Raw genomic sequence first — 25,143 nt, 5'->3', positions numbered from 1 at the left:
GAATAACTCCTGATGGCTTATTGCCATCAGGAGGGTTATTTCATTAATAAAATAAACTTTTCTTTTTGCTTACTCGAAGCGATAAGAGATCGACATACCTACGCCATAGTTACGCCCGGGTGCAGGCTCGTAATAACGACCATTGGATTCGTTGACAATAACCGAGCCGACGTACTCTTTGTCGAACAGGTTATCTACGCGGCCAAAGACGTCCATTCCCCAGTTACCATAGTTGAGTTTATACCCGGTATTCAGCCCAACCACGGTGTACGACGGGGCTTTCGCCGTGTTTTCGTCGTCGGCCATGATATCGCTCATGTAGCGGACATCTGAACCTGCGTACCAGCCTTCCTCCGGCTGCCAGCCAAACGAGGCATAACCCATGTTGCGGGCGATACCTGGCATGCGGTTTCCATTACAGTCTGCGTCGCTGCATACGTTGGTACGGTAGGTGGCGTCCAGATAGGTCCACGCCATTTTCAGCTTCCAGTTTTCAGCAAACTGCTGGTCCAGGGAAACCTCCACCCCCTGACGACGGGTTTTACCGGCATTTTTATAGCTGGTACGGCCGCCGGAACTGGAATCGACCACGATCTCATCATCAGTATCTGTACGGAACAGCGCAGCCGTCAGCAGACCATTGCCGATACGGGTTTTGCTCCCCACTTCATACGTATTGTTGGTGGAAGGTTTCAGGCCAATATTCAGACCGCCCTGGTTATCTGAACGATATGAGAGTTCGTTGATTGTTGGCGTTTCGAATCCGCGCCCGGCAGCAGCATAGAGATTCCACGCGTCCGTCATGGCATATTTCACGGAGCCCGCCGGGAGCCACTTGTGATAGCTCGCGTCACCACTGTCATCCCCGTTGCCCGGCGTAATGTAATGATCGTTGGAGTCGAACCAGACCGAACTGTAACGCACACCCGCATCCACAGAGAGCTTCTGTGTCAGCTGCCAGCTGCTTTGCAGATAAGGGTCGACGTTCCACATCAGGTTACGCTCGTTACGGCGCTTATCACCCTTCACACCGTATTCCGGCACGCCGTTATTCATCACGAAGTTTTCATACCCGCGACGATCTTCGCTCAGGTTTTCATAGTTCAGGCCGGTGGTAAGGGTCACCGGCACCAGCAGCTCGCCACGGTGCGTCCAGCGGGTATCAACGCCCTGGTAATGGCGCTGCATATCAATCACACCACCAGAGTGAGATGGCTTAAGCTGCGGTTGATAAGGTATTGACTGATACTGCGTCATTTCACGCTCACCGGCATACATCATCACGCTAAGGTCGTCCTGGGCACTGAGCTGGCGGTCATAGCGCAGACCGGCCTGGGTCTGTTTGATGGTCTTACGGGTGTTGTACTGATCGCCGCGCGGAGACTGGCGCGGGTCATTCCGCCACTCCTGGTAATCGAGTCCACCCGGATCGTTAGCCTTCATGTCCACGCTATTAACGATCAGCGTGAGTTTACTGACATCATCTATACGCACACCCAGTTTGGCATTGGCGAGATTCTTCCGCGCACCGCTGTGGTCACGATAGCCTTTAGTGGTGAAGCGGGTGGTGGAAACGGTGTAATCCACATCGCCTGCGTGTGTCCCGTCACCCATTGCGCCCGTGGCTTTCATGCCATAGCGCCAGGTACCGTAACTGCCGTAATAGCTGCTGGCCTCAATGGTCGGCGGCTGCTGCCCGGTCTGGGTGTTGATGTTAATCACGCCACCCGAGGCGTTGCCGTACAGGGCAGAGAAGGGGCCGCGCAGCACTTCAACAGTGTCCACACTGGAAAGATCGATGTTGGAGGTTTGCCCTTGTCCGTCAGGCATGGTGGCTGGAATACCGTCGACATACATGCGGATACCGCGTACGCCAAAGGTTGAACGGGCACCAAATCCACGCATTGACAGCTGGAGATCCTGCGCATAGTTCTGGCGGTTTTGAATTTGCAGGCCTGGAACGCTACCCAGTGATTCAGACAGGTTGATGCGTGGCGTGGCCTGACGCATATCATCGCCATTCACGACGCTCACCGCGGCTGGAGTATCGAGTTCCGATACAGTTTGCGGTGTAGCGCTGACGATCATGGTCTGTTCATCCGCACTCATCGCAGTGAGAGGCGCAACAATAACAGGAACCAGCATCAGAGATGCCTTACGGGCGGAAATGATTTTCATGAGTAAAACCGGTTGTGGTATCTAAACGAACCAAATGGAACATGTGCCTATATGTTAAAGGTTTTGTAAATGTTTTGAAAACTTTAACCGCACGTTGCGTTAATGAATGTGGGCGAGGGAAAGAAAAACTCCACATTTTGTTGATTAATGATTACTATTCTCATTATCAAAAGGCAATGCCAGGACGTTGCCTGCCGGAAGTGATGTCAGCAGAAAACCCTCTTTTCAGAAAAGGAATTGTTATGTCTTTACGTCATCTGTGCTCGCCGCGACTGAGCCTTTCTCTGCTGTCTGCTACGTTACTGTTTGCCAGCACCTTCCAGGTGCACGCCGCCGAAGAGATCCTGCGTAAAGCGGTGGGGAAAGGGGCGTATGAAATGGCGGTAAGCCAGCAGGAGAATGCGCTGTGGGTTGCGACGTCGCAAAGCCGTAAAACCGATAAGGGCGGGGTTATCTATCGCCTTGACCCGGTCACGCTGGACGTGACGCAGGCGATTCATAGCGATCTCAAACCTTTCGGTGCTACCTTTGACAAGGCGAGCCAAACGCTGTGGTTCGGTAACACCATCAACGGCGCGGTGACGGCGATTGATGCCAAAACGGGCGACGTGAAAGGGCGTCTGGTGCTCGATAATCGCCAGCGCAGTGAAACCGTCAAACCGCTGCAGCCGCGCCAGCTGGTGGCTGATGACAGCACTAACACCGTCTATATCACTGGTGTGGGTAAAGAGAGCGTGATTTGGGTGGTGGATGGCGCAACGCTGAAGCTGAAAGAGACTATTGCTAATACCGGCACCTATAGCACCGGCCTGGCGCTGGATGCGCAGGCGAAACGCCTCTATACCACCAATGCCGACGGTGAGCTGGTGACGATTGATACGGCCACCAACAAAATCCTGAGTCGTAAAAAAGTGCAGGACGACGGGAAAGAGCACTTCTACCTGAATCTGAGCCTCGATACTGCCGGCCGGCGCGCGTTCCTGACTGATTCAAAACAGCCGGAAGTGCTGGTGGTGAGCCTGAAAGACGGCAGCGTGATCGAGAAAATCTCAGCACCAGAATCACTGGCCGTGCTGTTTAACCCGGTACGCAATGAAGCGTATGTGACGCACCGTGAAGCCGGTAAGGTGAGCGTGATTGACGCGAAATCTTACAAAGTGACGAAAACCTTCGACACGCCGGTCTACCCGAACAGCCTGGCGCTCTCTGCGGATGGCAAAACGCTGTATGTGACGGTAAAACAGAAATCTACCCGTCAGCAGGAAGCGACCCAACCTGACGACGTAATTCGTATCACGCTGTGATGTAAAAAAAAGGGAAGGCATCTGCCTTCCCTTTTTAATGATTAACGCGACGTTTCTTCAACCAGCGGCGCGTCGTGTTTTTCATCATCAGGATGAACCGGCGCGGTGCTGTGAATTTCGTGAACGCGTTTGCGCACGCCAAACCAGCCAGCAATCAGCAGTACAGCCAGCAGCGGTATAGTGGCGATGGTGTAGGTGCCGTTCGGGTAATCGAACGCCATCAGTACCAGCACGCTGAACAGGAAGAGCAGGGTGAGCCAGGAGGTCACCGGCGCGCCAGGCAGCTTAAAGCTCACGTCAGCGGCTTTACCTTCTTTAATGGCTTTACGCAGACGCATCTGGCAGACCACGATAAAGGCCCAGGATGCGATAATACCAAGCGCAGCAACGTTCAGAACGATTTCGAAGACCCGGGACGGGACCAGATAGTTCAGGAATACGCCGAATACATACACTACCAGCGTCGCCAGAATACCGGCATACGGCACGTGCTGCTTGCTCATTTTCGACATGAACTTCGGCGCAGAACCGCCCATGGACATGGAGCGCAGGATACGGCCGGTAGAATAAAGCCCGGAGTTCAGGCTGGAGAGCGCTGCGGTCAGTACCACGATGTTCATGATGCTGCCAACATAAGGCACGCCCAGCTTAGAGAAGAAGGTCACAAACGGGCTCTGACCCGCCTGATAGGCGTTCCACGGCAGTAACAGAACCAGCAGTACCACGGAACCAACGTAGAACAGACCGATACGCCAGATCACGCTGTTAATGGCTTTTGGCACCATCGTCTGCGGATCTTTACATTCACCCGCAGCAGTACCCACCAGTTCGATAGAGGCAAAGGCAAACACCACACCCTGAACCAGTACCAGCGCCGGCATCAGACCGTGCGGGAAGAATCCGCCGTTATCGGTTATCAGATGGAAGCCAGTGGCATTACCATCCAGTGGTTTACCGCTGCCGAGGAAGACAGTACCCACGATCAGGAACACGACGATGGCCAGCACTTTGACCAGTGCAAACCAGAATTCCATCTCCGCAAACCACTTCACGCCGATCATGTTCATGGTACCGACAATGGCCAACGCGCCAAGCGCAAAGACCCACTGCGGCACATCACCAAACGCGCCCCAGTAGTGCATATACAGCGCCACGGCGGTGATATCGACAATACCGGTCATCGCCCAGTTGACGAAGTACATCCAGCCTGCAACGTAAGCCGCTTTTTCACCGAGGAATTCACGGGCGTAAGAGACAAAACTGCCGCTTGAAGGGCGATGCAATACCAGTTCGCCCAGTGCACGAAGAATAAAGAAAGAGAAGATCCCGCACACCAGATAGACCAGGGCGAGAGCCGGGCCCGCCATCTGCAAGCGAGCGCCTGCACCTAAAAACAGACCCGTTCCGATAGCGCCGCCGATGGCGATCATTTGAACCTGACGGTTGCCCATCGCTTTGTGGTAGCCCTCTTCGTGGGAATTCAACCAGCGACGTTTAGCAGCATGATGATCGGCTGCGCTTTTATTGCTTGTTTTCATTGAGTTACCTGTTTGCCTGTCTGAACCATTATCGTGATAGTCCTGCCTGGCAGAGTGCAATACAAACGATTGCTTCTGCGCAAACACATGTCGCCTTCCCAGTGATTCTACGTATGGATAAGGCGAAACATGGCGAGGCATCCTACCTGCAATTCATAAGCGACGCAAAATATAACCGTGCCGAAAGTGATGCAGGTCGAAGGAAATCGTGTGGTCAGAGCAGACGTGGATCACAAGATGCTGAATCGTGATGATTTTTTAGACGAACCCATTAGTGACTTGATGATTTATTCATCAATATTGCTTAATGGTTGCGCAGTGAAATGAACTCATTGCAAACGCAACGCTTCAATCAGCAACGAAAAGGCGAGGGTATGCTGGCGACGGCTTGGGTAATAAAGATGATCGTGACGCAGGGTCGTGGCTGGTTACAGGAGTGGGGCAAAGAGGCTGAGCCGCTTAACCAGGGCGATGACGCACATTGCCATCGCCAAATCCGTAAACGGTAGCCCGGTAAAGTGGCTGGAAAAAGTTACTGACGAGCAGTGCCTGAACGACTAACCGCCAAAAACGGAAATTGCCTGCTGCAGGCGCGTTGTGCGCTGCGTCAGGTGATTAGCGGCCTGAGTGACATTATCCACCATCCCCGTATTGTTATGCGTCATTGCACCAATACGGGAGATGGACGCGTTGATAAGCGTCAGCGCCTGAGTCTGTTCCTGCGTGGCATGACCGATCTCCTTAATCAGGGAGGACATCTGCAGAACATTGTCGATCATGACCGTCAGCTGCGTTTCGGTTTGTTCCACCTTTTCCACACCCGCGTTCACACTGGAGACGTTTTTCTCAATAAGCGTTTTGATCTCTTTAGCCGCCGTCGCGGAGTGCTGCGCAAGGTTTCGCACTTCAGCCGCCACCACCGCAAAACCGCGCCCGGCTTCACCTGCGCGTGCCGCTTCAACGGCAGCATTTAGCGCCAGTATATTGGTCTGAAAGGCGATGCGATCGATAACGCTGATGATATCGACGATCTGACTGTTATCCTGCGAAACGGATTGCATCATGCCGATAGTCTCTTTCATCATCGCTTCACCGCAGTGGGCGCTGGCACTGGTGCGATCCGCCATCAGGATCGCTTCTTTTGCGGTTTCCGCCGTCTGCTTAACCGCACTGGCAATTTCTTCCACTGCGGCTGCGGTTTGCTGCAGAAAGTCTGCGGTCTCTTCAGAACGCGCCTGCAGATCCGCGCCCTCTTTGGCGACCTGCTGGCTGATAGTGCCAATCCCGTTAATCTGCGCCCCGACATCGTCGACCAGAGAATTCAGGTTTAAACCGGATTGGTTGACCAGACGCATCATCAGACCGATTTCATCGATCCTGTCAAAGTGGTAATACTCGGTTTTACGCCCTGAAACCACGCACTGCATCTGTTGAACAATGGATTTTACCGGCCGGGCAATTTGTGCATGAAGATAATATGCCAGGGTTATAAATAGCAGAACCAGACCGCCGAACTGTGTAAGCGTATTCGGGAATAATAAAATCAGCAAACAGGAAAACAGGGCCGTCACTGTAATACCGAGATAGATTCTTTTGCTGGTACTGAGTCGTTTAAAAAGAGACATGAAAGAAAATAAACCGCGACGAACCAATAATCCCTTATAAAAACGATGATGCGTTAATTCGTTATTGCGTACTTTCTCATAGAGTTTTTCACTGGCAGCGATCTCTTCGCGTGCTGGAATATTCCGCACGGAGATATAGCCTGTTAAGTTTCCATCCTGCCAGACTGGCGTCACATTAGCGCGTACCCAATAGTGATCGCCGTTCTGACGACGGTTCTTGACTAGCCCTGTCCAGGTTTCCCCCTGTTGTAGGGTAAACCACATGTCACCAAACGCCTCGGCAGGCATGTCGGGGTGGCGAATAATATTATGCGGTTCGCCCATAAGGTGTTCTTCTTTATATCCGCTAGCTTCAATAAAAGCGGAATTGGCATAGGTAATATGACTTTGCGTATTGGTGGTCGACATTAACGTCGAGCCTTCGTTAAGAAAATACTCGCTTTGTGTAACGGGACTGTTACGCCTCATGAGTAACTCCATGATGATGTGAAAGAATAAAAACCGCCCGGTAAACTCTCAGGCAAGATTGATGTGATTATTTTTATAGCTGTCTGCTGTGTATTCTCTATTAAATTCTGCTTGTCCGAAATACCTGGTGCTAATTATTTTTTATCTATTAAACTGAGTCAATGTAATAAAAATGAAAATAATTTCGAGCGCAGTTTCGTCATCCCCTGCAAATAAATGACATAAGCCAAATTAAAAGCGGGAGATCACCTCCGCGAGGTAAATTAAGATGTCGAAATAGCGTTTCGTTAACAGAATGAAAACGTGATGATTTGCGCGACCCTGTTGGCTCGGATGCGGGCAGAAAAGTGGTTGCACCTCAAAAGTCTTAGTCTTTGCATGGTTTTGGATATCTGATTTCCGGCAAACTAAATGTAAATTAATTGTTTCTCAGTAGTGAATTACGCCTTTAATAATGTCGCCATGTTAAGTCAAACGAGAACGCAACATGTCATGGCGAATCAGCATTCTGGATAAAAGCCCCATCGCTGAAAACGAAACCGCTGCCGATGCACTGGCGCGTACTTTGACGCTGGCGCAACAGGCAGAGAACCTGGGTTATCACCGCTTCTGGATTGCCGAACATCACAACACACCGCAGCTGGCCAGTCCCTCACCGGAGCTGCTGATTGCCTGGATCCTGGGACAAACAACGCGCATTCGAGTGGGGTCGGGCGGCGTCATGCTCCAGCACTATAGCCCGTATAAAGTTGCCGAGAATTTTAACGTTCTGGCCGCCCTGGCGCCGGGTCGCGTTGATCTCGGCGTCGGAAAAGCCCCGGGCGGGCTGCCACTCTCGACCCGCGCGCTGCAGCAGGGTCTGAATCAACAGGAAAAGGGCAGCTTTGCCGAACAACTGGCTCATCTTGACCACTGGATCCGCCCAGAAAACCAGGCTGCGGAAGAGGTTGTTCGCGCAACGCCGCTACCGCCCGTACCTGCACAGGGTTTTCTGCTGGGCGCAAGTGCTGAAAGCGCGCTGCTGGCCGCAAAACTCGACTGGCACTTTGTTTTTGCTGCGCACCTGAATGGCGATCCTGACCTGCTGCGCGAGGTGATCGCCACCTGGCGTGAAAACAGCGTCCGCGACGTGATGGTGGCGGTGCAGGCAATTGTTGCGCCGACGCAGGCTGAAGCGGACGCGCTTGCGCAGAAGGTCGAGGTGTGGGGCGTTGAGCTGGCAAACGGCCAGCGCGTGACCGTCGCCAGCGAAGAACAGGCTTATGCCTTTGCACGTCAGGCGGGCAGCGAACCGGTACGTATTGCCCGTCGGGCCCAGTCTCTGCTGGCCGGTACGGCTGAATCAGTCCTGGAACAACTGAACGCCCTGCATGAACAGTGGGGCATTGACGAATTCATTATTGATACCCCGGTTGCGGATGGCGTTGCGCGCGTGCAGTCCCTGCGTCTGCTGGCCCAGGAGCGGCTTAACAAGGAGGTCACGGTATGAGCTTTGGCGAACAACTGATTGCCTGGCGGCGCGAGCTGCATCAGAACCCGGAATTGTCAGGTCAGGAAGTAGAAACCACCGCACGCCTGCACCAGTGGCTGACAAAGGCAGGCATAACGCCGTTGCCTTACGCGCTGCCAACCGGTCTGGTGGCGGAAATCGGGACCGGTGACAAGCTGATTGCGCTACGGGCAGATATAGACGCTTTGCCGATTGAAGAGCGCAGCGGGGTGCCGTTTAGCTCACAGCGTGCGGGTGTGATGCATGCCTGCGGGCATGATATCCACACCAGCGTGATCCTTGGGGCCGCGTTAAAACTGAAAGAGCGGGAAGCCTCGCTCAACGGCCGGGTGCGAATCCTGTTTCAGCCTGCCGAAGAGAACTTTGGTGGTGCGAAAAGCCTGGTGCGGGCCGGTGCGTTGCGTGATGTCAGCGCGATTTTCGGCATGCATAACGAACCTTCGCTGTCGGTCGGCGAGTTCGCCACCCGTGGCGGGCCATTCTATGCCAACGTCGACAGATTTGTGATTCGCATAACCGGTAAAGGCGCGCATGCTGCCCGGCCACATGAAGGCAACGATGCGATTGTTCTGGCGAGTCAACTGGTGACCGCTCTGCAAAGCGTCGCCAGCCGTAACGTCAATACGCTGGATTCGGTGGTACTGAGCGTTACGCGTATTGCGGGTGGGAATACCTGGAACGTGTTGCCAGAAAGCGTCGAGCTGGAAGGCACACTGCGCACTCATCGTACGGAGGTGCAGCAGAATGTTAAAACCCGCGTGGAAGAAATTGCCGCCGGGTTTGCCAGCGCCTTCAGCGCACAGATTGATATTACCTGGTACGCCGGGCCCACCGCGCTGGTGAATGATGAACGTTGGGCAGATTTTGCCACCTCGGTCGCCCGGGAAGCGGGGTATGAGACCCGGCACGCCGAACTGCATATGGGGGGCGAAGATTTTGCCGTCTATTTGCAGCAGATCCCGGGGGCATTTGTCAGCATTGGCAGCAATAGTTCGTTTGGTTTACACCACCCGGCATTTAATCCGGATGAAGCCCTAATTGAGCCGGCTGCCCGCTATTTTGCACAGCTTGCGGAAAAAGCCCTGCAACACGTTTAATTCAGAAGAGGTAAATATGTCTGCAACCCGACAATTGCGGCTGGGGACCATTTTGCATGGTGCATCCGGGAATATGTCAGCCTGGCGCCACCCGGCGGCCACCGCTGATGCCAGTATTAATTTTGAATTTGTAAAAGCGACGGCATTAAAAGCGGAAGAGGGGAAACTCGATTTCTTATTCGTTGCCGATGGCCTTTATATCAACGAAAAATCGATCCCGCATTTTTTAAATCGTTTTGAACCGCTGACGGTATTGTCCGCGCTGGCAAGTATCACCTCGCGTCTGGGGCTGGTGGGAACTTTATCCACCTCTTACAGCGAGCCCTTTACCACGGCGCGCCAGTTCGCCAGCCTTGACCACCTGAGCAACGGGCGTGCGGGCTGGAACGTGGTGACCTCGCCGCTGGAAGGTTCTGCGAAGAACTTTTCCCGCGAAAAGCACCCGGAACATGCCCTGCGTTACCGGATTGCAGACGAGTATCTCGACGTGGTGAAAGGGCTCTGGGACTCCTGGGAAGGTGACGCCTTTGTACGCAATAAAGAGAGCGGTCAGTTTTTTGACCCGGCCAAACTGCATGCGCTGGATCACTACGGTGACTTCTTCCAGGTCGCCGGACCGCTGAATATTGGCCGTACACCACAAGGGCGTCCGATTGTCTTTCAGGCGGGCGCGTCGGATGACGGTAAAAGACTGGCGGCGAAACATGCCGACGCCATTTTTACCCATCACGATACGCTCGACGAGGCAAAAGCTTTTTACCGCGACGTGAAGCAGCAACTGGAAACTAACGGACGCCGCACGTCAGATCTGCATATTTTCCAGGGCGTCAGCGTGATTGTCGGAAAAGACGCCGATGATGTGGAAAACCAATATCAAACGACGGCGGCGCTGGTGTCGATTAATGATGCTTTGAACTACCTTGGGCGTTATTTCGAGCACCACGATTTCAGCCAGTATCCACTCGACGAACCGTTCCCGGATATCGGTGATTTAGGTAAAAACAGCTTCCGTAGTACTACCGATGAAATCAAACGTAATGCCCGGGAGCGCAACTTAACCCTACGTCAGGTGGCGCTCGAGGCGGCTTCACCGCGCCCGCGTTTTTCCGGTACGCCGGAGCAGGTGGCGGACGGTCTGCAAGCCTGGTTTGAGGATTATGCGGCTGACGGTTTCATCATTCAGGGCGGGACGCCGGACACCTTCCCGCGCTTTGTTGACCAGGTGGTGCCCGTTTTACAAGCCCGTGGCCTGTTCCGTACCGAATACCCGGGCACCACGCTGCGCGAAAGTCTGGGCTTAGACGAACCCCAAAACCAGTTCATAAAACAATAAAAGAGAATACCGCTATGCAGAAAAAAACGCTTATTCTGGCGCTTGCGCTGGCCTTTACCCCTGCCGTCTGGGCAGAGAATGTGAACATTAACGGTACTGGCGTCAGCATTGAGGCCAATAAAACGCCGATCAACACGACCAAAAACAGTGATGCAGTAGCAAAACTGCCTAAGGATTATCGGTTTGCCGTACCGGGCAAATTTACCGTCGCGGTGGCAGGGCTGAATCAACCGCCGCTGACGGTGTTTTCAGATGACAACAAAACGCTGCTGGGCAGCGAGGTTGATGTCGCCCGTCTGGTGGCCGACAGCCTGGGCCTGGAGCTGAACGTGGTGCCCACCTCCTGGGAGGACTGGCCGCTGGGCGTGGCTTCCGGGAAATATGACGCGGCCATCAGCAATATCACGGTCACTAAAGCGCGCAAAGAGAAGTTTGATTTTGCCACCTACCGTAAGGATTCCCTCGGCTTCTACGTGAAATCGACCAGCCCGCTGAAGTCGATAGAGAAAGCAGAAGATATTGCCGGGCTGAAAATTATCGTCGGCTCAGGCACCAATCAGGAGGCCATCCTGCTGGCCTGGAATGACGAAAACCTCAAGAAAGGGCTCAAACCCTTTACCCCTGTCTACACCAAAGACGATGCGGCGCAAACGCTGGCACTCCAGTCAGGACGTGCGGATGCCTATTTTGGCCCGAACGTAATAGGCGCGTGGAAAGCGGCGTTAACCGGTAAAACCAAACTGGTGGGCAGCGTCGACGGTGGCTGGCCGAAGGCGGCGCACATCGCGGTGACGCTGAAAAAAGGTAGTGGCCTGGTCGAGCCGGTGCAAACCGCACTTAACGGCGTCATCAAAAACGGTGATTACGACAAGGTGCTGAACCGCTGGGGAGAAGGAGTGGAGCGTATCCCGCAATCTGAAGTAAACCCGGCGGGTCTGGGTGACTAAGGAGGGGCTATGAGCGAACAATTCCGGGATGTGTCACCAGAAGATGCGGATCTTCAACCTGTTATCGAGGGGCTATTTGGAGAATATGCGGCCCGCTACGGTGACTACTTCTCTAAAGACGCTGAAGTGGAACTTACCGAGTGGTACTTAGCGCCGCAGGGGCTGTTCATCGTGCTGGAGCGCGATGGCGAGATTATTGCCACCGGCGCATACAAACCCTTTGACGAGCGTACCGCTGAAATTAAACGTATCTGGACAAATAAATCCCTGCGTCAGCAGGGACTTGCTGGCCGGGTAGTGGCGGAACTGGAGCGCAGGGCGGTGCTGGCTGGTTACAGCCAGATTTACCTCACCACCGGTTTTCGTCAGCCGGAGGCGGTCAGGCTCTATCTCAGCCAGGGGTACCAACCGCAGTTCGATCTCAACCGCAATCCGGAAGAGTACAGTCAGCCACCGTTTGACGGTCGGCTGCGTTTCACCAAAACGCTGGTACGCGAAGCGTTCAGTAAAACCGCATGAGGAACGACGATGAGCAACGTTGAAACCATTAAGGTGGTCCCGGCGCGTTACCCGCTGCGGACCGTTGGCGCCGCGGTAGCGCTGTTTGTGCTGGCGGTCGTGATTCAGTCCGTAGCCTTTAACCCGCGCTGGGAGTGGGCAGTGTTCGCCCGCTGGTTCTTTGACCCGGTGATCCTTGAAGGTGTAGGGCAAACGCTTCTGCTGACGCTGATCGGCACCGCGCTGAGCGTGGTGATTGGCGGCATGCTGGCCCTGGCGAGACTTTCTTCATCCTGGCTGTTGAGCAGCCTGGCGTGGGGGTACATCTGGCTGTTTCGGTCATTACCGCTGATCGTGGTGCTGATCATCCTGTACAACTTTTCCTATCTCTACGACACACTCTCGCTCGGCGTGCCGTTCACCGGCATCACCTGGGGCAGCTTTGAAACCATCAACGTGCTGGGGCAGTTTTCCACTGCGGTAGTGGGGTTAACCCTCGTTCAGAGCGCCTATACCGCAGAGATTATTCGCGGTGGATTTCTCGGCGTTGACCACGGGCAATATGAAGCTGCCGCTGCACTTGGTCTGCCTGCATGGCGACGCACGGTGCGCATCATTTTGCCCCAGGCACTGCGCACCATTCTGCCGTCGGGATTCAATGAAATCATCAGTCTCGCCAAAGGTACGGCGATGGTTTATGTCCTGGCGATGCCGGAACTGTTTTATACCATTCAGATGATCTACAACCGTACGCAGGAGGTGATCCCTCTGCTGATGGTGGGGGCTGCCTGGTATCTGGTGATTACCACCGTTTTGTCCGCTATACAGCATGTCGTTGAGCGCGGTCTTGCCCGCAGCGAACGCCGTTCTGCTGTTAATCAGAACCGTACGACCAACTGTACCCGGTCTGTTACCACCGCGCCAGCACAGGAGCCCATCCATGCAAGCCTCTCCTGAAGGACACATTTCCATTACCGGCGTCAGTAAGTTTTTTGGCCGCCACAAAGCGCTCGACAACGTCACGCTTGAGATCCCTCCGGGATCGGTCACGGTGATCCTCGGGCCGTCCGGCTCGGGTAAATCGACCCTTTTGCGCACCATTAACCATCTGGAGCGAGTCGACGAGGGTTTTATCCAGATCGATGGGGATTATATTGGCTATCGCCGTCAGGGAGACAAACTCTACGAGCTGAAGGAGAAAGAGATCCTCAAACAGCGTATCAACGTGGGCTACGTGTTCCAGAACTTCAATCTCTTTCCGCATCTCACGGTGCTGGAAAATTTAATTGAGGCACCTGTCGCGCATAAGAAACTCAGCAAAAAAGAGGCGGTAGAGCATGCCTGGAGCCTGCTTGACGTCGTGGGTTTACGCGATAAAGCGGATGCCTGGTCGCGTCATCTCTCCGGTGGTCAGCAGCAGCGCATTGCCATTGCTCGTGCGCTGGCGTTACGTCCTCGCGTGATGCTGTTTGATGAACCCACCTCGGCTCTCGACCCGGAGCTGGTGGGCGAAGTACTGGACGTGATCAAAAAACTGGCCCGATCCGGCACTACGCTGGTGGTGGTGACCCACGAGATTGGTTTTGCCCGGGAAGTGGCAGATCAGGTGGTGTTTATGGTCGACGGTAAAATTGTGGAGCAGGGCAGCAGTGACGAGGTTCTAAACCGCCCATCGCACCCGCGAACGCGCCAGTTTCTGTCAAAAGTGCTGTAAGGAGCGCAGATGAAATATGGACTTCTGGCGGGGCTGATCTTTTCGGCTGCCAGCCACGCCAGCTTAGATTTAACAGCAAACGAGCGACCTCTGCCCGTAACGGTCGATCCCCAGGCGGTGGCAAAGATACCTGCGGACTATACGTTCGTTGAACCGGGAACACTGACGGTGGCCATTTCGGCGCTGAACTCTCCGCCGCTGGCGCTGCTTGCCAGCGATAACCGAACGCGGATTGGCAGCGACCCGGATATTGCTCGTCTGCTGGCGGGCAGTCTGGGGCTAAAACTGAAGCTGGTACCCACGGCCTGGGAAGACTGGCCGCTGGGGATCACCTCCGGGCGCTATGACGTGGCGCTGGTGAATATTGCAGTAACCGAGCAGCGGAAAGAGAAATTTGATTTTGCGACCTATCGCGTCGATTCACTGGCCTTTTCGGTGAAATCCACGAGCGAGATTCAGTCAATCAAAAGTGCGGAAGATCTGGCAGGGAAAAAGGTGATCGTTGGCTCTGGCACGAATCAGGAACGTATTCTGCTGGGCTGGAACGAAGAGAACAAAAAGGCAGGGCGTGAACCTGCGCTACCGGTCTATCTGACCGACGATGCCTCGGGCAATCTCTATATTCAGTCCGGCAGGGCAGATGTCTTTTTTGGGCCGCAGTCGGTGTCGGCGTATAAAGCTGCACTGACCGGCAAAACCCGCGTGGTCGGTTTAGGGCCGAAAAAAGCCTGGGTTGCCACCACGACCAAAAAAGGGAACCAACTGGTTTATGCTCTGCAAGCCGCACTGGACGGGGCAATTAAGCGGGGAGATTACCAGAAGGTGCTGGCGCGCTGGGGAGAGCAGGGCGAAGCAGTGGAGCGCTCCGAGGTCAACCCCCCTGGGATAACCTACTAACCTACTAAAGGTGCTCTACACTTAGGGTTTTTATCCCTGAGGGGGCAACATGATTAAACTCTATGGCGTACCCGGCTGGGGCTCGGCAATCAGCGAAGTGATGCTAACCCTGGCTGATATCCCTTATCAATTTATCAACGTGGACGGGTTTGACCAGCCCGGTCCGCAGCGTGAGCTGTTGCACAAGCTGAACCCGCTGTGCCAGGTGCCCACGCTGGAGCTGGAAAATGGGACCATCATGACAGAAACCGCGGCGATTGCTCTGATGGTACTCGATAAATGTCCCGAGCTTGCTCCACCTCAGGAACAGGCCGAACGCCAGCAGTTTCAGCGTTTACTGATCTGGTTTGTCGCCAATGTTTACCCCACCTTCACGTATGCCGATTATCCCGAGCGCTGGGCGCCAGATGCGCCGGAGCAGCTGCAGAAAAATTGCATTGAGTACCGTAAATCGCTCTATCAGTGGTTCGACAGTCAGCTCAAGGCGTGCCCTTATGCGCTGGGTGAACGCCTGACGCTGCTTGATGTGTATATTGTGGTCACGCGCACCTGGGGGCCTCGTCATGAATGGTTTGCCGCGAATACCCCGAAGATAACTGCGATTGCGGATACAGTTACTCAGCTTCCGAAACTGCACAAGGTGTTAAAGGCAAACAATATTATCTGATAACGTGGAACCCTGGCTCATAACTGGAAACCTGCACATGCCACATGTAGATATCAAATGTTTTCCCCGCGATTTGAACGACGAACAAAAAACTGCGCTGGCGGCGGATATTGCCGACCTCATCATTCGCCATTTCAACAGCAAAGACAGTTCCGTGTCGGTTGCGCTGAACCAGGTAGCGCCGGAAGACTGGAAGGCCCAGGTCTGGGATACCGAGATAGGTCCGAAGCTGAATGAGCTGATTAAGAAGCCAGGGTATTCAATGTAAATCTTTTGCCGGGGAGCGGATAAGTCCTCCCCGGCTCAACTTCCCGTTTTTCGCAAAAAACGATAAAAATGCGTTTTGTCTTATCCGCTACACTTAACGTTTCTGACTGACTTATTATTAATCCTTAGGAAAGATCTCCAACAGAATCAATTAAGGACAGACACGTTAAAGGATAATTTTCTGATGACAAAATTACCCCGTTTTTCATTCGCCTTTCTTCATCCCCGTTACTGGCTAAGCTGGGCAGGCATTGCCGCGCTGTGGCTTATCATGCTGCTCCCTTATCCGCTTCTGTTCAGAATTGGTCATGGTCTTGGTCGACTGGCGATGCGCTTGCTTCCCCGCCGCGTCGAAATTGCCCGCCGCAACCTTGAGCTTTGTTTCCCGGAGATGAAAAAGGCGGAGCGAGAGTCATTGCTGCAGCGTAATTTTGAATCGGTAGGAATGGGGGTGATTGAAACCGGAATGGCATGGTTCTGGCCTGCGTGGCGGGTTAAGAAATGCTTTACCGTTAGGGGCTATGAGCACATGGAAACGGCGCGGGCGAAAGGTAATGGCGTGGTGCTGGTGGGAATGCATTTTCTCACACTTGAGCTGGGCGCGCGGATATTTGGCATGCTCAACCCCGGTATTGGCGTATATCGTCCTAATAATAATGCCCTGCTGGACTGGCTACAGACGCGAGGGCGTCTGCGTTCCAATAAATCTATGCTCGATCGTCATGATTTAAAAGGCATGATCCGCTCGCTGAAGCAGAATGAAATTTTGTGGTATGCCCCGGATCATGACTATGGCAAAACCAATAGCGTCTTTGTGCCGTTCTTTGCGGTTCCGGATGCCGCGACGACCGCTGGAAGCTATATGCTGGTCAAAAGCGCTAAGCCCGCCGTCATTCCCTTTGTGCCGCGACGCAGGGCGGATGGCAGCGGTTATGAACTGATTATTCTGGAGGATATCAGCGAGGCGTTGCAGGGGGGAGATAAAGAATCTGTTGCGACGCAGATGAACAGAGCGATCGAACAAGCGGTACGCATGGCACCAGAACAGTATATGTGGTTGCACCGGCGCTTCAAAACCCGCCCGGAGGGGGTGCCGGACCGATATGCGCGTGCAAAAGACGTGACGTCTTCCGTTAATATCTTATCCGCTGAAGAGATTTCTGAGCGGTCTGGCATACAGCACTGAGGCAAAAAACCATGCCCTCACTCTTGTGGTGAGGGCATAAATATCCCCTACAGGGCAGACCTGCGATAAGGTGCGTAATCTGCTTGCCACCAGGTCTGCTCGATGCGCGCCAGCAAGATTTCGTTGTCTATCGACGGGGCGACGCCCTGATCAATCGCCGCACGGGCAACGGCGAGGGCAATCTGGCGTGAAACCGTTTCAATGCGATCGACCGGCGGCAACAAGCCCCCTTTCTCGGTGGTAACCAGTGGAGACTGCGCGGCCAGGCTGCGGCTTGCCGCCATCAACATCTCTTCCGTCACACGGCGGGCGTTGCTGGCCAGGATCCCTAGCCCCAGACCCGGGAAAATATAGGCGTTGTTACACTGGGCGATGTCGTACTGCTCGTTTTGCCAGAACACCGGGGCAAACGGGCTACCGGTGGCCACCAGTGCGGCACCCTGGGTCCACGCGATAAGATCCTGTGGCTGCGCCTCTGCCCGTGATGTCGGGTTCGAGAGCGGCATGATAATAGGGCGCGGGCAGTGCCGATGCATCTCTTTCACAATTTCTTCACTGAAGAGTCCTGGCTGGCCTGAAACGCCGATCATCACCGTCGGATGTGCATTTTTTACCACTTCCAGCAGGGAGATATTATTGGCTTCTACCTGCCAGTGGCTAATCGCATCACGCGCGGTGAGAAGGTTTTTCTGGAAGTCGAGCAGGTTGGTCATATCGTCGGTCAGCAAGCCAAAGCGGTCGACCATAAAGATCCGGCTGCGGGCTTCGGACTCGGTCAGGCCGTCATCAACCATCAGGGCCACAATTTTTTCTGCTATTCCGCATCCGGCGGAACCGCTGCCCAGGAAGACCACACGCTGATCGCGAATGCGTGTACCCGCTGCATGGGCTGCCGCAATCAGCGTACCTGCGGTGACGGCTGCCGTTCCCTGAATGTCATCATTGAAGCAGCACAGCTGGTCGCGGTAGCGCTGGAGCAATTTAGTGGCGTTTTTCTGCGCGAAGTCTTCAAACTGCAGAAGAACATTTGGCCAGCGTGCTTTGACGGTGCTGACAAACATATCCATAAATTCAGCATATTGATCGTCGCTGATGCGCGGATGGCGCCAGCCCATATACATCGGGTCGTCCAGGTGCTGCTGATTATTCGTCCCGACATCCAGCATAATGGGCAGGGTGGAAGCTGGATGGATCCCTCCGCAGGCGGTATACAGCGACAGCTTACCAATCGGGATGCCCATTCCACCGATACCCTGATCGCCAAGCCCCAGAATACGTTCCCCGTCAGTCACTACAATCACTCGAATATCGTTGCGCGAGAAACTTTGCAGCATCTCATCAATACGATGGCGGTTAGGCCATGAAATAAACAACCCGCGAGCCCGGCGGTAAATGGTGGAGAAATGCTCGCAGGCTTCACCTACCGTCGGCGTATAGATAATTGGCAATGTCTCTTTCAGGTGCGAGCGTAAGAGATTGTAAAACAGGGTCTCATTGGTATCCTGAATATTACGCAGATACACATGACGGGAAATATCACTTTTAAAATGACAGAATTGTACCCAGGCGCGTTCCGTTTGTTCTTCAATGGTTTCAACGTTGTGAGGCAATAAACCATGCAGGTTGAAATTATCACGTTCTTCTTTTATGAACGCGAGACCTTTATTTAATAATGGGTTTTCCAGCAATACGGCTCCGTTATAGGGAGTGTACAGAACTTCTTTACGAGACATGGTTAACTCCTGAATTTTTTAAATAAAACAGATTAAGAGATTAAATAGATCATAATGCCTTCAGTCAGTACGCCGACGGCAGTGCCAATTAATATGGAGGATGAGGCAGTATCAATATAGGTGTCGCTGCGTATGGCAAACATACCTGCGGCGATAGCGGAAGGTGTCGCACCAATAATAACAACCTGCTGGAGTAAGGTATGGCTAAGACCAAATGCGATACCAGCTACGGCCATGATGGCGGGTTGAATGAGGTTTTTAATACTGATATTGGTAAATGTCTGCACATTAAATTTTGGACGTTCACCGTAAAATAACAGGCCGAGAGCAAACAGTGACAGTCCACCGGAGACTTTGCCAACCATCTCAATGGGCATACTGAGAATTGACGGGATCTGTACGCCAGCCAGGCTGAGCAATACACCGGAAACGGGTATCCAGACGATAGGATTACGTGCCGCTTTGATGAGGTTTTGTATCACCATCGCGCCAGGATGCAGCGATTCCAGACCATCATGACTGTTCTTATCTCCCATACGAATCAGGACGATAGTCAACGGGATCATGATAACGCTGGTGATGATATTGCCGATCAATACGCCAATGAATCCTTCTGGCCCAATCAACACAGCAAGCACGGGTGCCCCAAAGTAGGCCATATCCGGAAAGGCACAAACCAGAGACTGAATGGCACTGGTTTTTATATCGTGACGAAAAACAAAACGTGAAATAAATAATGTCAATAAATACGAACCCATTAAACCGACAACCAGGACCGCCATAAACGTCAGGTTCTTAATTTTACTCGGGTCGGTATGCAATGCGCCAATAAAAAGATGAAAGGGAAGTGCAAAACGAATCACCACGGTCGCCATAACGTTTGCATCTTCACGTCGGGAATACCCGAGTTTCCCGCTTAACCACCCAAGCAGCATTATAAAGACGAGCGGAAACAGCGACTGTAATAGTAATGAAGGCATAGTATTTCCTGTAGGGTATTTTATGTGTTTTGTTGCAGCGCTAATCTAGCGGTTAGATAGCACGGTAAGAGTGACAATGGTCACACTCTCTCTGGTTTTATTAATTTCAAAATGATTGCGTTAGTTGGATAAGTAATAGGGGTGGCAAAAATTGATTAGGCACAAGAAAACAGCAGTGCTTGCCTCAAATAACTTTAGTTACTTAATGGTGAATAAAGTTATTTAACGGGAAAGGGTTGTATTGTTCACACTTCTTTCAGGCCCCGCATGTTATTTTTTACACTGAGCCTGTTTTTAGAAAAGGCCACGTAAGTCTTTAATTGATATTAAATAACATTTATCCGTATTGGAATAATTCCGTGTTTATTCCTTTTCTTTGCATATCCGAACACAATTATCAGGTGATTATATGAAAGATAATCCTGTACCGACTTCTGAGTTGTCGTCCACGCGTTTTGCCTTTGGGCTTTACAATACCGAGGTTGGCGCAGTCCCGTTGATGCTATTCGTCGGGATCGCTGCCATTGTGGCGACCTCTGCCTGGGCAGGCTTGCTGCCGAAAAATATGATCGGCGGACTCGCAGTCATCATGACCCTTGGTTTTGCGTTTGCGAAAGTGGGGCGGCAAATCCCGTTGCTGAAAGACATCGGCGGCCCGGCAATCCTGTGTCTGATGGTCCCCTCCGTACTGGTCTATTTTGGTGTCTTCGAAAAACACACGCTGGATACGGTGCATCTGTTGATGAAAGAGGCAAATCTGCTCTATTTCGTCATCGCCTGTCTGGTGGTAGGGAGCATTCTGGGAATGAACCGGATACTGCTTATCCAGGGGATGATGCGCATGTTTATCCCGCTGGTGGCCGGGACTTTCATGGCAGTACTGAGCGGGCTCATCGTGGGTTCACTGTTTGGCTATACCCCGTACCACACCTTCTTTTTTATCATCGTGCCGATCATTGGTGGCGGGATTGGTGAGGGGATTTTGCCGTTGTCCCTGGCCTATTCGGCAATCCTTGGTCATACGCCGGACGTCTATGTTGCTCAACTGGCGCCTGCCGCGGTGGTGGGGAATATCTTCGCCATTATTTGTGCAGGCTCGCTGGCGCGTCTGGGAATGAAACGTCCTGCATTGTCGGGTAATGGCATGTTAACCCGTAGCAAAGAAGACAGCAGCCTCTTTGCGGGCGCGGACAGTGCTCAGCAGACAGATTTCCATCTGATGGGAGGCGGGTTACTGATGGTTTGCGCATTTTTCATTGTCGGCGGGTTGTTTGAAAAACTGGTACACATTCCCGGTCCGGTGCTGATGATCCTGATAGCCGTATTGTGTAAGTACTTCAAGGTGATCCCGGCTTCAATGGAACAGGGCGCGCACAGTTGCTATAAATTCGTCTCGGCTGCGCTCGTCTGGCCACTGATGATTGGTCTGGGAATGTTATACGTGCCGCTTGAGAGCGTGGTGTCAGTCTTCTCGGTGGGCTACGTGGTGGTATGTGGTTCGGTGGTGATTGCGATGGCGCTGAGCGGCTATTTTATTGCCTCGCGTCTGAATATGTATCCTGTGGAAGCGGCCATTGTCACCTGCTGCCACAGTGGTCTGGGCGGTACAGGGGATGTGGCTATTTTGTCTGCCTCTAACCGAATGTCGCTCATGCCGTTTGCACAGATTGCCACCCGTATCGGCGGCGCATCGACGGTGATCATCGCCACGCTGCTGATGGGCTGGATTATGTAACGTAGCAGGGGTAGGCCGGGTAACACCCCCGGGCTTACCCCTTTGTTGTCGGCACAATCTGAACATGGTTTTGTTTCACCTCATGACCCTGCGCATTCACATAACCAATATGCACCGGATCGCCGCTTTCTTTATCCACCAGGGTTAAATGCGGTGCGGTGTGTAAAACATGTTTGTGTCCCCATTCCATCAAAGATAAAAGCACCGGGGCAAGGGTGCGGCTTTTGTCGGTAAGCTGGTACTCATACCGTTCCCGTGCTCCCTCTTCCCGGTAAGGTATACGGGAAAGCAACCCCAGTTCTGTCATCAACTTTAAACGTGTCGCTAACGTCTGTTTCGTTATTCCGGTATGTATTCGCATGGTTTCGAAACGCGTCACACCGTAAAACGCCTCTCTCAGAATCAACAAAATCCATTGATCGCCCACGATTTTTGCCCCTTCAGCCAGACCGCACAGTTCGGGCGAGAGGTAAGGCAACAATTTATCTTTTGACACAGGATGTTTTCCTTTTTAATCTAAGTATGATTTTTAGACCTTGCTTATAGGGAGAATACAATGCCTTTTGTAAATGTACAAACGATTAAAGGGATCATGAATGCCGAGCAGAAGAGCGAGCTGTTGCGCCGAATGACGGACTTAATGGTGGAAATCGAAGGGAAAGGGGATCCGGAGTTCCGGCGCTCGGTCTGGATCCGTATTGATGAGCATGACCCGGAGCAATGGAGCCTGGGGGGATTACAGCCTACCGCTGAAATGATTGCGAAGAAATTCGCGTCGACGCAGGCGTCCTGATAAGAGGCCGGGAGGGACACAGTATCTCCCGGTGAAACCTTGTTTGCAGCCGGGTTCGCCCGCAATGAGTATCGACCGATGAACAGTCGACAGCTTCAAACAAGACGGAAAATTGCGGCCAGTTTTTTGACTGCGTCTTCTATTTCCCTCTCCGTATAAGCGGCAAAACCCATCAAAAAACCGCTGGTCAGGGGTTTGTCTGCATATAAACTGGTAAGCCCTAATATATCAACATTTGCGCGACGGGCGGCGGCGGCAATCTCCTTCTCGGAGATCCCGTGCCTGAGGTGACAAGGCATCTGCATTCCACCTGTTGGTATTACGCACTCAACATAATCAGAAAGATACTCATCCAACAGACTAGCCAGTTTGTTGCGGCGAGTAACATAAACGCTCCGCATCTTGCGAATATAGGCACCAAAATGCCCTCCCTCCAAAAATTTCGCCAGCGTCAGTTGGGATATTGAGGCGGTATGGCCGTCCATTAATGTTCTGGCCATGGTCATCGACTCTACCAGTTCTGAGGGAACAATCATGTACGCAATACGTAGCCCGGGGAACAGGGACTTGGTGAAGGTTCCGATATAAATTGTCCGGTTGTAAGCATCAAGCCCCTGAAGACAGGCCATAGGCTTCCCTTCATAGTGAAACTCACTGTCGTAGTCGTCCTCAATGATCCAGGCGGAGTGACGATTTGCCCAGTCAATGACAGCCAGGCGTCGGTCAAGAGAGAGCGTCACCCCGGTAGGATATTGATGAGAAGGGGTAAGGTAGATAGCCCTGGCAGGACTGGTCAGAGCATTCAGCGCGTCAATTGAGATGCCTTTATCGTCAAGAGGAACCGGAAGACAGTGCAGTCCGGCAGATTTAAACGCTTTGTATGCTCCTTGACAGCAGGGATCTTCAATGGCAATGCCATCCTCTGCGTCCATCAGCACGTGGGAACAGAGAGCAAGCGCCTGCTGAGAACTGGTCAGAATGATGATCTGTTCAGCCTTCGCACGCGTCCCGCGCTCAAGATTGACATATTCCGCGATTGCTCGCCGTAGGCGTTCCATGCCCTGCGGAGGGCTTTGCTCTAATATCTGGTGTTGATATTCCTTAAGAACCTGCCGCTGAAGTCGCTCCCAGGTTGGAATGGGAAACATGCGCGTCTCGGGGATACCCGGTGCCAGTGGGCGGGGCGAGGAAAATTCGCGGATCCCGCCACTTTCATAGATGATCTTTCCACGAGCGCTGAGTTTTGCCTTTCGTCTATCAGCGGCAGGATGCTGCTGCCGGGAATGCGGTTTTAAAAACCGTGCGCTGGAAGAGACAAAGCTTCCTCTGCCTGTTTGCCGCTCAATAAAACCTTCTGCATGCAGGCTGGAATAAGCTGCTTCAATCGTATCCCGGGAAACACTCAGTGAACTCGCCAGCGCGCGTGAAGCGGGAAGGGCCTTACCGTGAGATAAGATCCCTTCCAGTATCAGTGACCGTATTGCTCTCTGGATCCTTTCATGCAGGGGCAGCGATCCGTTGGAAGGATCAATAATCCATGCCTTAACCGTTTCAAGTTGTGCGTGCTTAAACATCTTTACCCACTCTCCCTCGTGTGGCCTCCATTATAAAACAACACGGCAAAATTGGTCTGCTTCACTTGCGAAAATTGGCGGGGCTAAACGTGCCATTTAGCGCATACACTCATCCCGAAACCGTGAATGAATAAACAAAGAGGTTGTTATGAATAATACGATTGTGACCATTGAGGCTGTTCAGGAAAGTGATTACGAGAGCTGGATGCCATTGTGGGGTAAATATCAAGAATTTTATAACGTTGATCTCTCCGGGGCAGTCACTCAGCGCACCTGGCAACGATTTTTCAGCCCCATTGAGCCACTATTTTGCTTAGTGGCAAGATATAACGGAGAGGTGGTGGGTTTTGCGCATTATCTTTTCCACCGTTCAACCTGGGCGGAGAGCGATTACTGTTATCTTGAAGATTTATATGTTTGCGATGCCGTCAGGGGCAAACACATTGGTAAACAGTTAATAGAATATGTTCAGCGAGAAGCGAGAAAACATCATGCGCGTCATCTTTACTGGCATACACATGAAACCAACTACCGCGGGCAACGATTGTATGACTGGGTCGCGAAAAAAAGCGGCATGATTGAATATCGTATGCACGTAAGATAAATCCCTTCGCTGACGTGATGCCCCCTCAAATGTTGACGGGGCGTTTCAACCTATTATTTAGCCTGTAACAGTATGTCCATCAGTCCCGGGAAACGGGCATCGAGATCGTCTCTACGCAAAGAAATCATATTCTCTCGTCCCTGCTGACGTTGCCAGATCACTCCGCTGTCACGCAATACGCGCCAGTGATGTGTCATTGTGGACTTCACCACATCTTCCGGGCGTAGTGCGTTACAGCTTAGCTCGCAACCATCGGCCAGCCTGCGGATAATCGACAGCCTGAGCGGGTTGCCGAGGGCAAACAACACATTTTCCAGCAGTATCTGTTCAGTTTCGGGGTGGTTTTGGATCATCGTTTTCCTGCGTCTGGTGTCAGATTGAGCTATATCAACAATAGGTCAATCGCTAAAAAATAGTTCGATAATACTCGTACAATAGGACTATTATAGCAAACGAACGAATACACGACCATCCTGGTCGTCACAAACTGTCTTA

At 52.7% G+C, this 25,143-nt stretch carries 21 protein-coding genes and 2 pseudogenes; 15 read left to right on the top strand and 8 right to left on the bottom strand.

Features of this window, described 5'->3' with window-relative positions:
- Positions 1 to 69: 69 nt before the first annotated feature.
- Entirely contained in the window at positions 70 to 2,178 is a 2,109-nt protein-coding gene (gene pqqU, locus JGF26_RS12410; RefSeq protein ID WP_128347627.1) for a TonB-dependent receptor PqqU, read from the bottom strand.
- A gap of 242 nt (positions 2,179 to 2,420) precedes the next feature.
- Here pqqU and JGF26_RS12405 point away from each other — a divergent pair, with 242 nt between their 5' ends.
- Entirely contained in the window at positions 2,421 to 3,482 is a 1,062-nt protein-coding gene (locus JGF26_RS12405) for a YncE family protein (RefSeq protein ID WP_134708149.1), read from the top strand.
- Between the two features lie 41 nt (positions 3,483 to 3,523).
- Here the strand turns inward: JGF26_RS12405 and ansP are convergent, their stop codons facing one another.
- Positions 3,524 to 5,020 (bottom strand): L-asparagine permease, encoded by a 1,497-nt coding sequence (gene ansP, locus JGF26_RS12400; protein ID WP_028018874.1) that lies wholly within the window; start codon positions 5,018 to 5,020, stop codon positions 3,524 to 3,526.
- Between the two features lie 401 nt (positions 5,021 to 5,421).
- Between ansP and JGF26_RS12395 the strand changes: the two are divergent.
- Positions 5,422 to 5,581: pseudogene (locus tag JGF26_RS12395) on the top strand (cupin domain-containing protein); the annotation flags it as partial.
- On the opposite strand, the gene JGF26_RS12390 reads toward JGF26_RS12395, so the two are convergent.
- Positions 5,578 to 7,113 carry a PAS domain-containing methyl-accepting chemotaxis protein gene (locus tag JGF26_RS12390; RefSeq protein WP_128347629.1) on the bottom strand — a complete coding sequence of 512 codons (1,536 nt, stop codon included), beginning with the start codon at positions 7,111 to 7,113 and terminating at the stop codon, positions 5,578 to 5,580. The pseudogene JGF26_RS12395 and the gene JGF26_RS12390 overlap by 4 nt on opposite strands.
- A gap of 487 nt (positions 7,114 to 7,600) precedes the next feature.
- On the opposite strand from JGF26_RS12390, the gene JGF26_RS12385 reads away from it, so the two are divergent.
- The 10 genes and pseudogenes from JGF26_RS12385 to JGF26_RS12335 all read left to right on the top strand — a co-directional run bounded on the left by JGF26_RS12385 (position 7,601) and on the right by JGF26_RS12335 (position 17,229).
- Entirely contained in the window at positions 7,601 to 8,602 is a 1,002-nt protein-coding gene (locus JGF26_RS12385; protein ID WP_128347630.1) for an LLM class flavin-dependent oxidoreductase, read from the top strand.
- The gene (locus JGF26_RS12380) at positions 8,599 to 9,720 is read left to right on the top strand and encodes an amidohydrolase (RefSeq protein ID WP_028018877.1); all 1,122 of its coding nucleotides are present in this window, start codon (positions 8,599 to 8,601) and stop codon (positions 9,718 to 9,720) included. The genes JGF26_RS12385 and JGF26_RS12380 overlap by 4 nt, the downstream gene beginning before the upstream one ends.
- Before the next feature lie 16 nt (positions 9,721 to 9,736).
- Positions 9,737 to 12,000 (top strand): annotated as a pseudogene (locus JGF26_RS22410) (NtaA/DmoA family FMN-dependent monooxygenase).
- Between the two features lie 9 nt (positions 12,001 to 12,009).
- Positions 12,010 to 12,519 carry a GNAT family N-acetyltransferase gene (locus tag JGF26_RS12365; RefSeq protein ID WP_028018880.1) on the top strand — a complete coding sequence of 170 codons (510 nt, stop codon included), beginning with the start codon at positions 12,010 to 12,012 and terminating at the stop codon, positions 12,517 to 12,519.
- Positions 12,520 to 12,528: 9 nt separating this feature from the next.
- The gene (locus JGF26_RS12360) at positions 12,529 to 13,455 is read left to right on the top strand and encodes an amino acid ABC transporter permease (protein ID WP_134708151.1); all 927 of its coding nucleotides are present in this window, start codon (positions 12,529 to 12,531) and stop codon (positions 13,453 to 13,455) included.
- Positions 13,439 to 14,212 (top strand): amino acid ABC transporter ATP-binding protein, encoded by a 774-nt coding sequence (locus JGF26_RS12355; RefSeq protein WP_134708152.1) that lies wholly within the window; start codon positions 13,439 to 13,441, stop codon positions 14,210 to 14,212. Before JGF26_RS12360 ends, JGF26_RS12355 begins: the two co-directional genes overlap by 17 nt.
- A 9-nt stretch (positions 14,213 to 14,221) precedes the next feature.
- Positions 14,222 to 15,109 carry an ABC transporter substrate-binding protein gene (locus JGF26_RS12350; RefSeq protein WP_134708153.1) on the top strand — a complete coding sequence of 296 codons (888 nt, stop codon included), beginning with the start codon at positions 14,222 to 14,224 and terminating at the stop codon, positions 15,107 to 15,109.
- Between the two features lie 49 nt (positions 15,110 to 15,158).
- The gene (locus tag JGF26_RS12345) at positions 15,159 to 15,776 is read left to right on the top strand and encodes a glutathione S-transferase family protein (protein ID WP_134708154.1); all 618 of its coding nucleotides are present in this window, start codon (positions 15,159 to 15,161) and stop codon (positions 15,774 to 15,776) included.
- Positions 15,777 to 15,813: 37 nt separating this feature from the next.
- Positions 15,814 to 16,044: a tautomerase PptA gene (gene pptA / locus JGF26_RS12340; RefSeq protein ID WP_134708155.1), complete on the top strand. Its 231-nt coding sequence runs from the start codon at positions 15,814 to 15,816 to the stop codon at positions 16,042 to 16,044.
- 183 nt (positions 16,045 to 16,227) lie between these two features.
- Positions 16,228 to 17,229 (top strand): Kdo(2)-lipid IV(A) acyltransferase, encoded by a 1,002-nt coding sequence (locus JGF26_RS12335; protein ID WP_128347633.1) that lies wholly within the window; start codon positions 16,228 to 16,230, stop codon positions 17,227 to 17,229.
- Between the two features lie 47 nt (positions 17,230 to 17,276).
- Here JGF26_RS12335 and JGF26_RS12330 read toward each other — a convergent pair whose 3' ends face one another.
- Positions 17,277 to 18,962: an NAD-dependent malic enzyme gene (locus JGF26_RS12330; protein WP_129325144.1), complete on the bottom strand. Its 1,686-nt coding sequence runs from the start codon at positions 18,960 to 18,962 to the stop codon at positions 17,277 to 17,279.
- Between the two features lie 32 nt (positions 18,963 to 18,994).
- Positions 18,995 to 19,942 (bottom strand): AEC family transporter, encoded by a 948-nt coding sequence (locus JGF26_RS12325; RefSeq protein ID WP_134708156.1) that lies wholly within the window; start codon positions 19,940 to 19,942, stop codon positions 18,995 to 18,997.
- Between the two features lie 409 nt (positions 19,943 to 20,351).
- On the opposite strand from JGF26_RS12325, the gene JGF26_RS12320 reads away from it, so the two are divergent.
- Positions 20,352 to 21,677 (top strand): 2-hydroxycarboxylate transporter family protein, encoded by a 1,326-nt coding sequence (locus JGF26_RS12320; protein ID WP_028018889.1) that lies wholly within the window; start codon positions 20,352 to 20,354, stop codon positions 21,675 to 21,677.
- Positions 21,678 to 21,711: 34 nt separating this feature from the next.
- Here JGF26_RS12320 and JGF26_RS12315 read toward each other — a convergent pair whose 3' ends face one another.
- Positions 21,712 to 22,173, bottom strand: coding sequence for a helix-turn-helix domain-containing protein (locus tag JGF26_RS12315; RefSeq protein ID WP_028018890.1), 462 nt, complete (start codon positions 22,171 to 22,173; stop codon positions 21,712 to 21,714).
- A gap of 60 nt (positions 22,174 to 22,233) precedes the next feature.
- Here JGF26_RS12315 and JGF26_RS12310 point away from each other — a divergent pair, with 60 nt between their 5' ends.
- Positions 22,234 to 22,470 carry a tautomerase family protein gene (locus JGF26_RS12310; RefSeq protein ID WP_028018891.1) on the top strand — a complete coding sequence of 79 codons (237 nt, stop codon included), beginning with the start codon at positions 22,234 to 22,236 and terminating at the stop codon, positions 22,468 to 22,470.
- Between the two features lie 95 nt (positions 22,471 to 22,565).
- On the opposite strand, the gene JGF26_RS12305 is transcribed toward JGF26_RS12310, so the two are convergent.
- Positions 22,566 to 24,044, bottom strand: a complete 1,479-nt coding sequence (locus JGF26_RS12305; protein ID WP_134708157.1) for a PLP-dependent aminotransferase family protein — start codon at positions 24,042 to 24,044, stop codon at positions 22,566 to 22,568.
- Between the two features lie 148 nt (positions 24,045 to 24,192).
- On the opposite strand from JGF26_RS12305, the gene JGF26_RS12300 reads away from it, so the two are divergent.
- Positions 24,193 to 24,648 (top strand): GNAT family N-acetyltransferase, encoded by a 456-nt coding sequence (locus JGF26_RS12300; protein ID WP_049007310.1) that lies wholly within the window; start codon positions 24,193 to 24,195, stop codon positions 24,646 to 24,648.
- A gap of 53 nt (positions 24,649 to 24,701) precedes the next feature.
- On the opposite strand, the gene JGF26_RS12295 is transcribed toward JGF26_RS12300, so the two are convergent.
- A complete protein-coding gene (locus JGF26_RS12295; RefSeq protein ID WP_028018894.1) occupies positions 24,702 to 25,001 on the bottom strand; it encodes a helix-turn-helix transcriptional regulator in 300 nt (99 codons plus the stop codon).
- Positions 25,002 to 25,143 lie beyond the last annotated feature (142 nt).

This window comes from Enterobacter sp. E1 (assembly GCF_016809815.1).
GTDB classification, from domain to species: domain Bacteria; phylum Pseudomonadota; class Gammaproteobacteria; order Enterobacterales; family Enterobacteriaceae; genus Enterobacter; species Enterobacter adelaidei.
The sequence above is the reverse complement of the archived record's forward strand: the minus strand, read 5'-3'. Positions and strand labels throughout refer to the sequence as shown.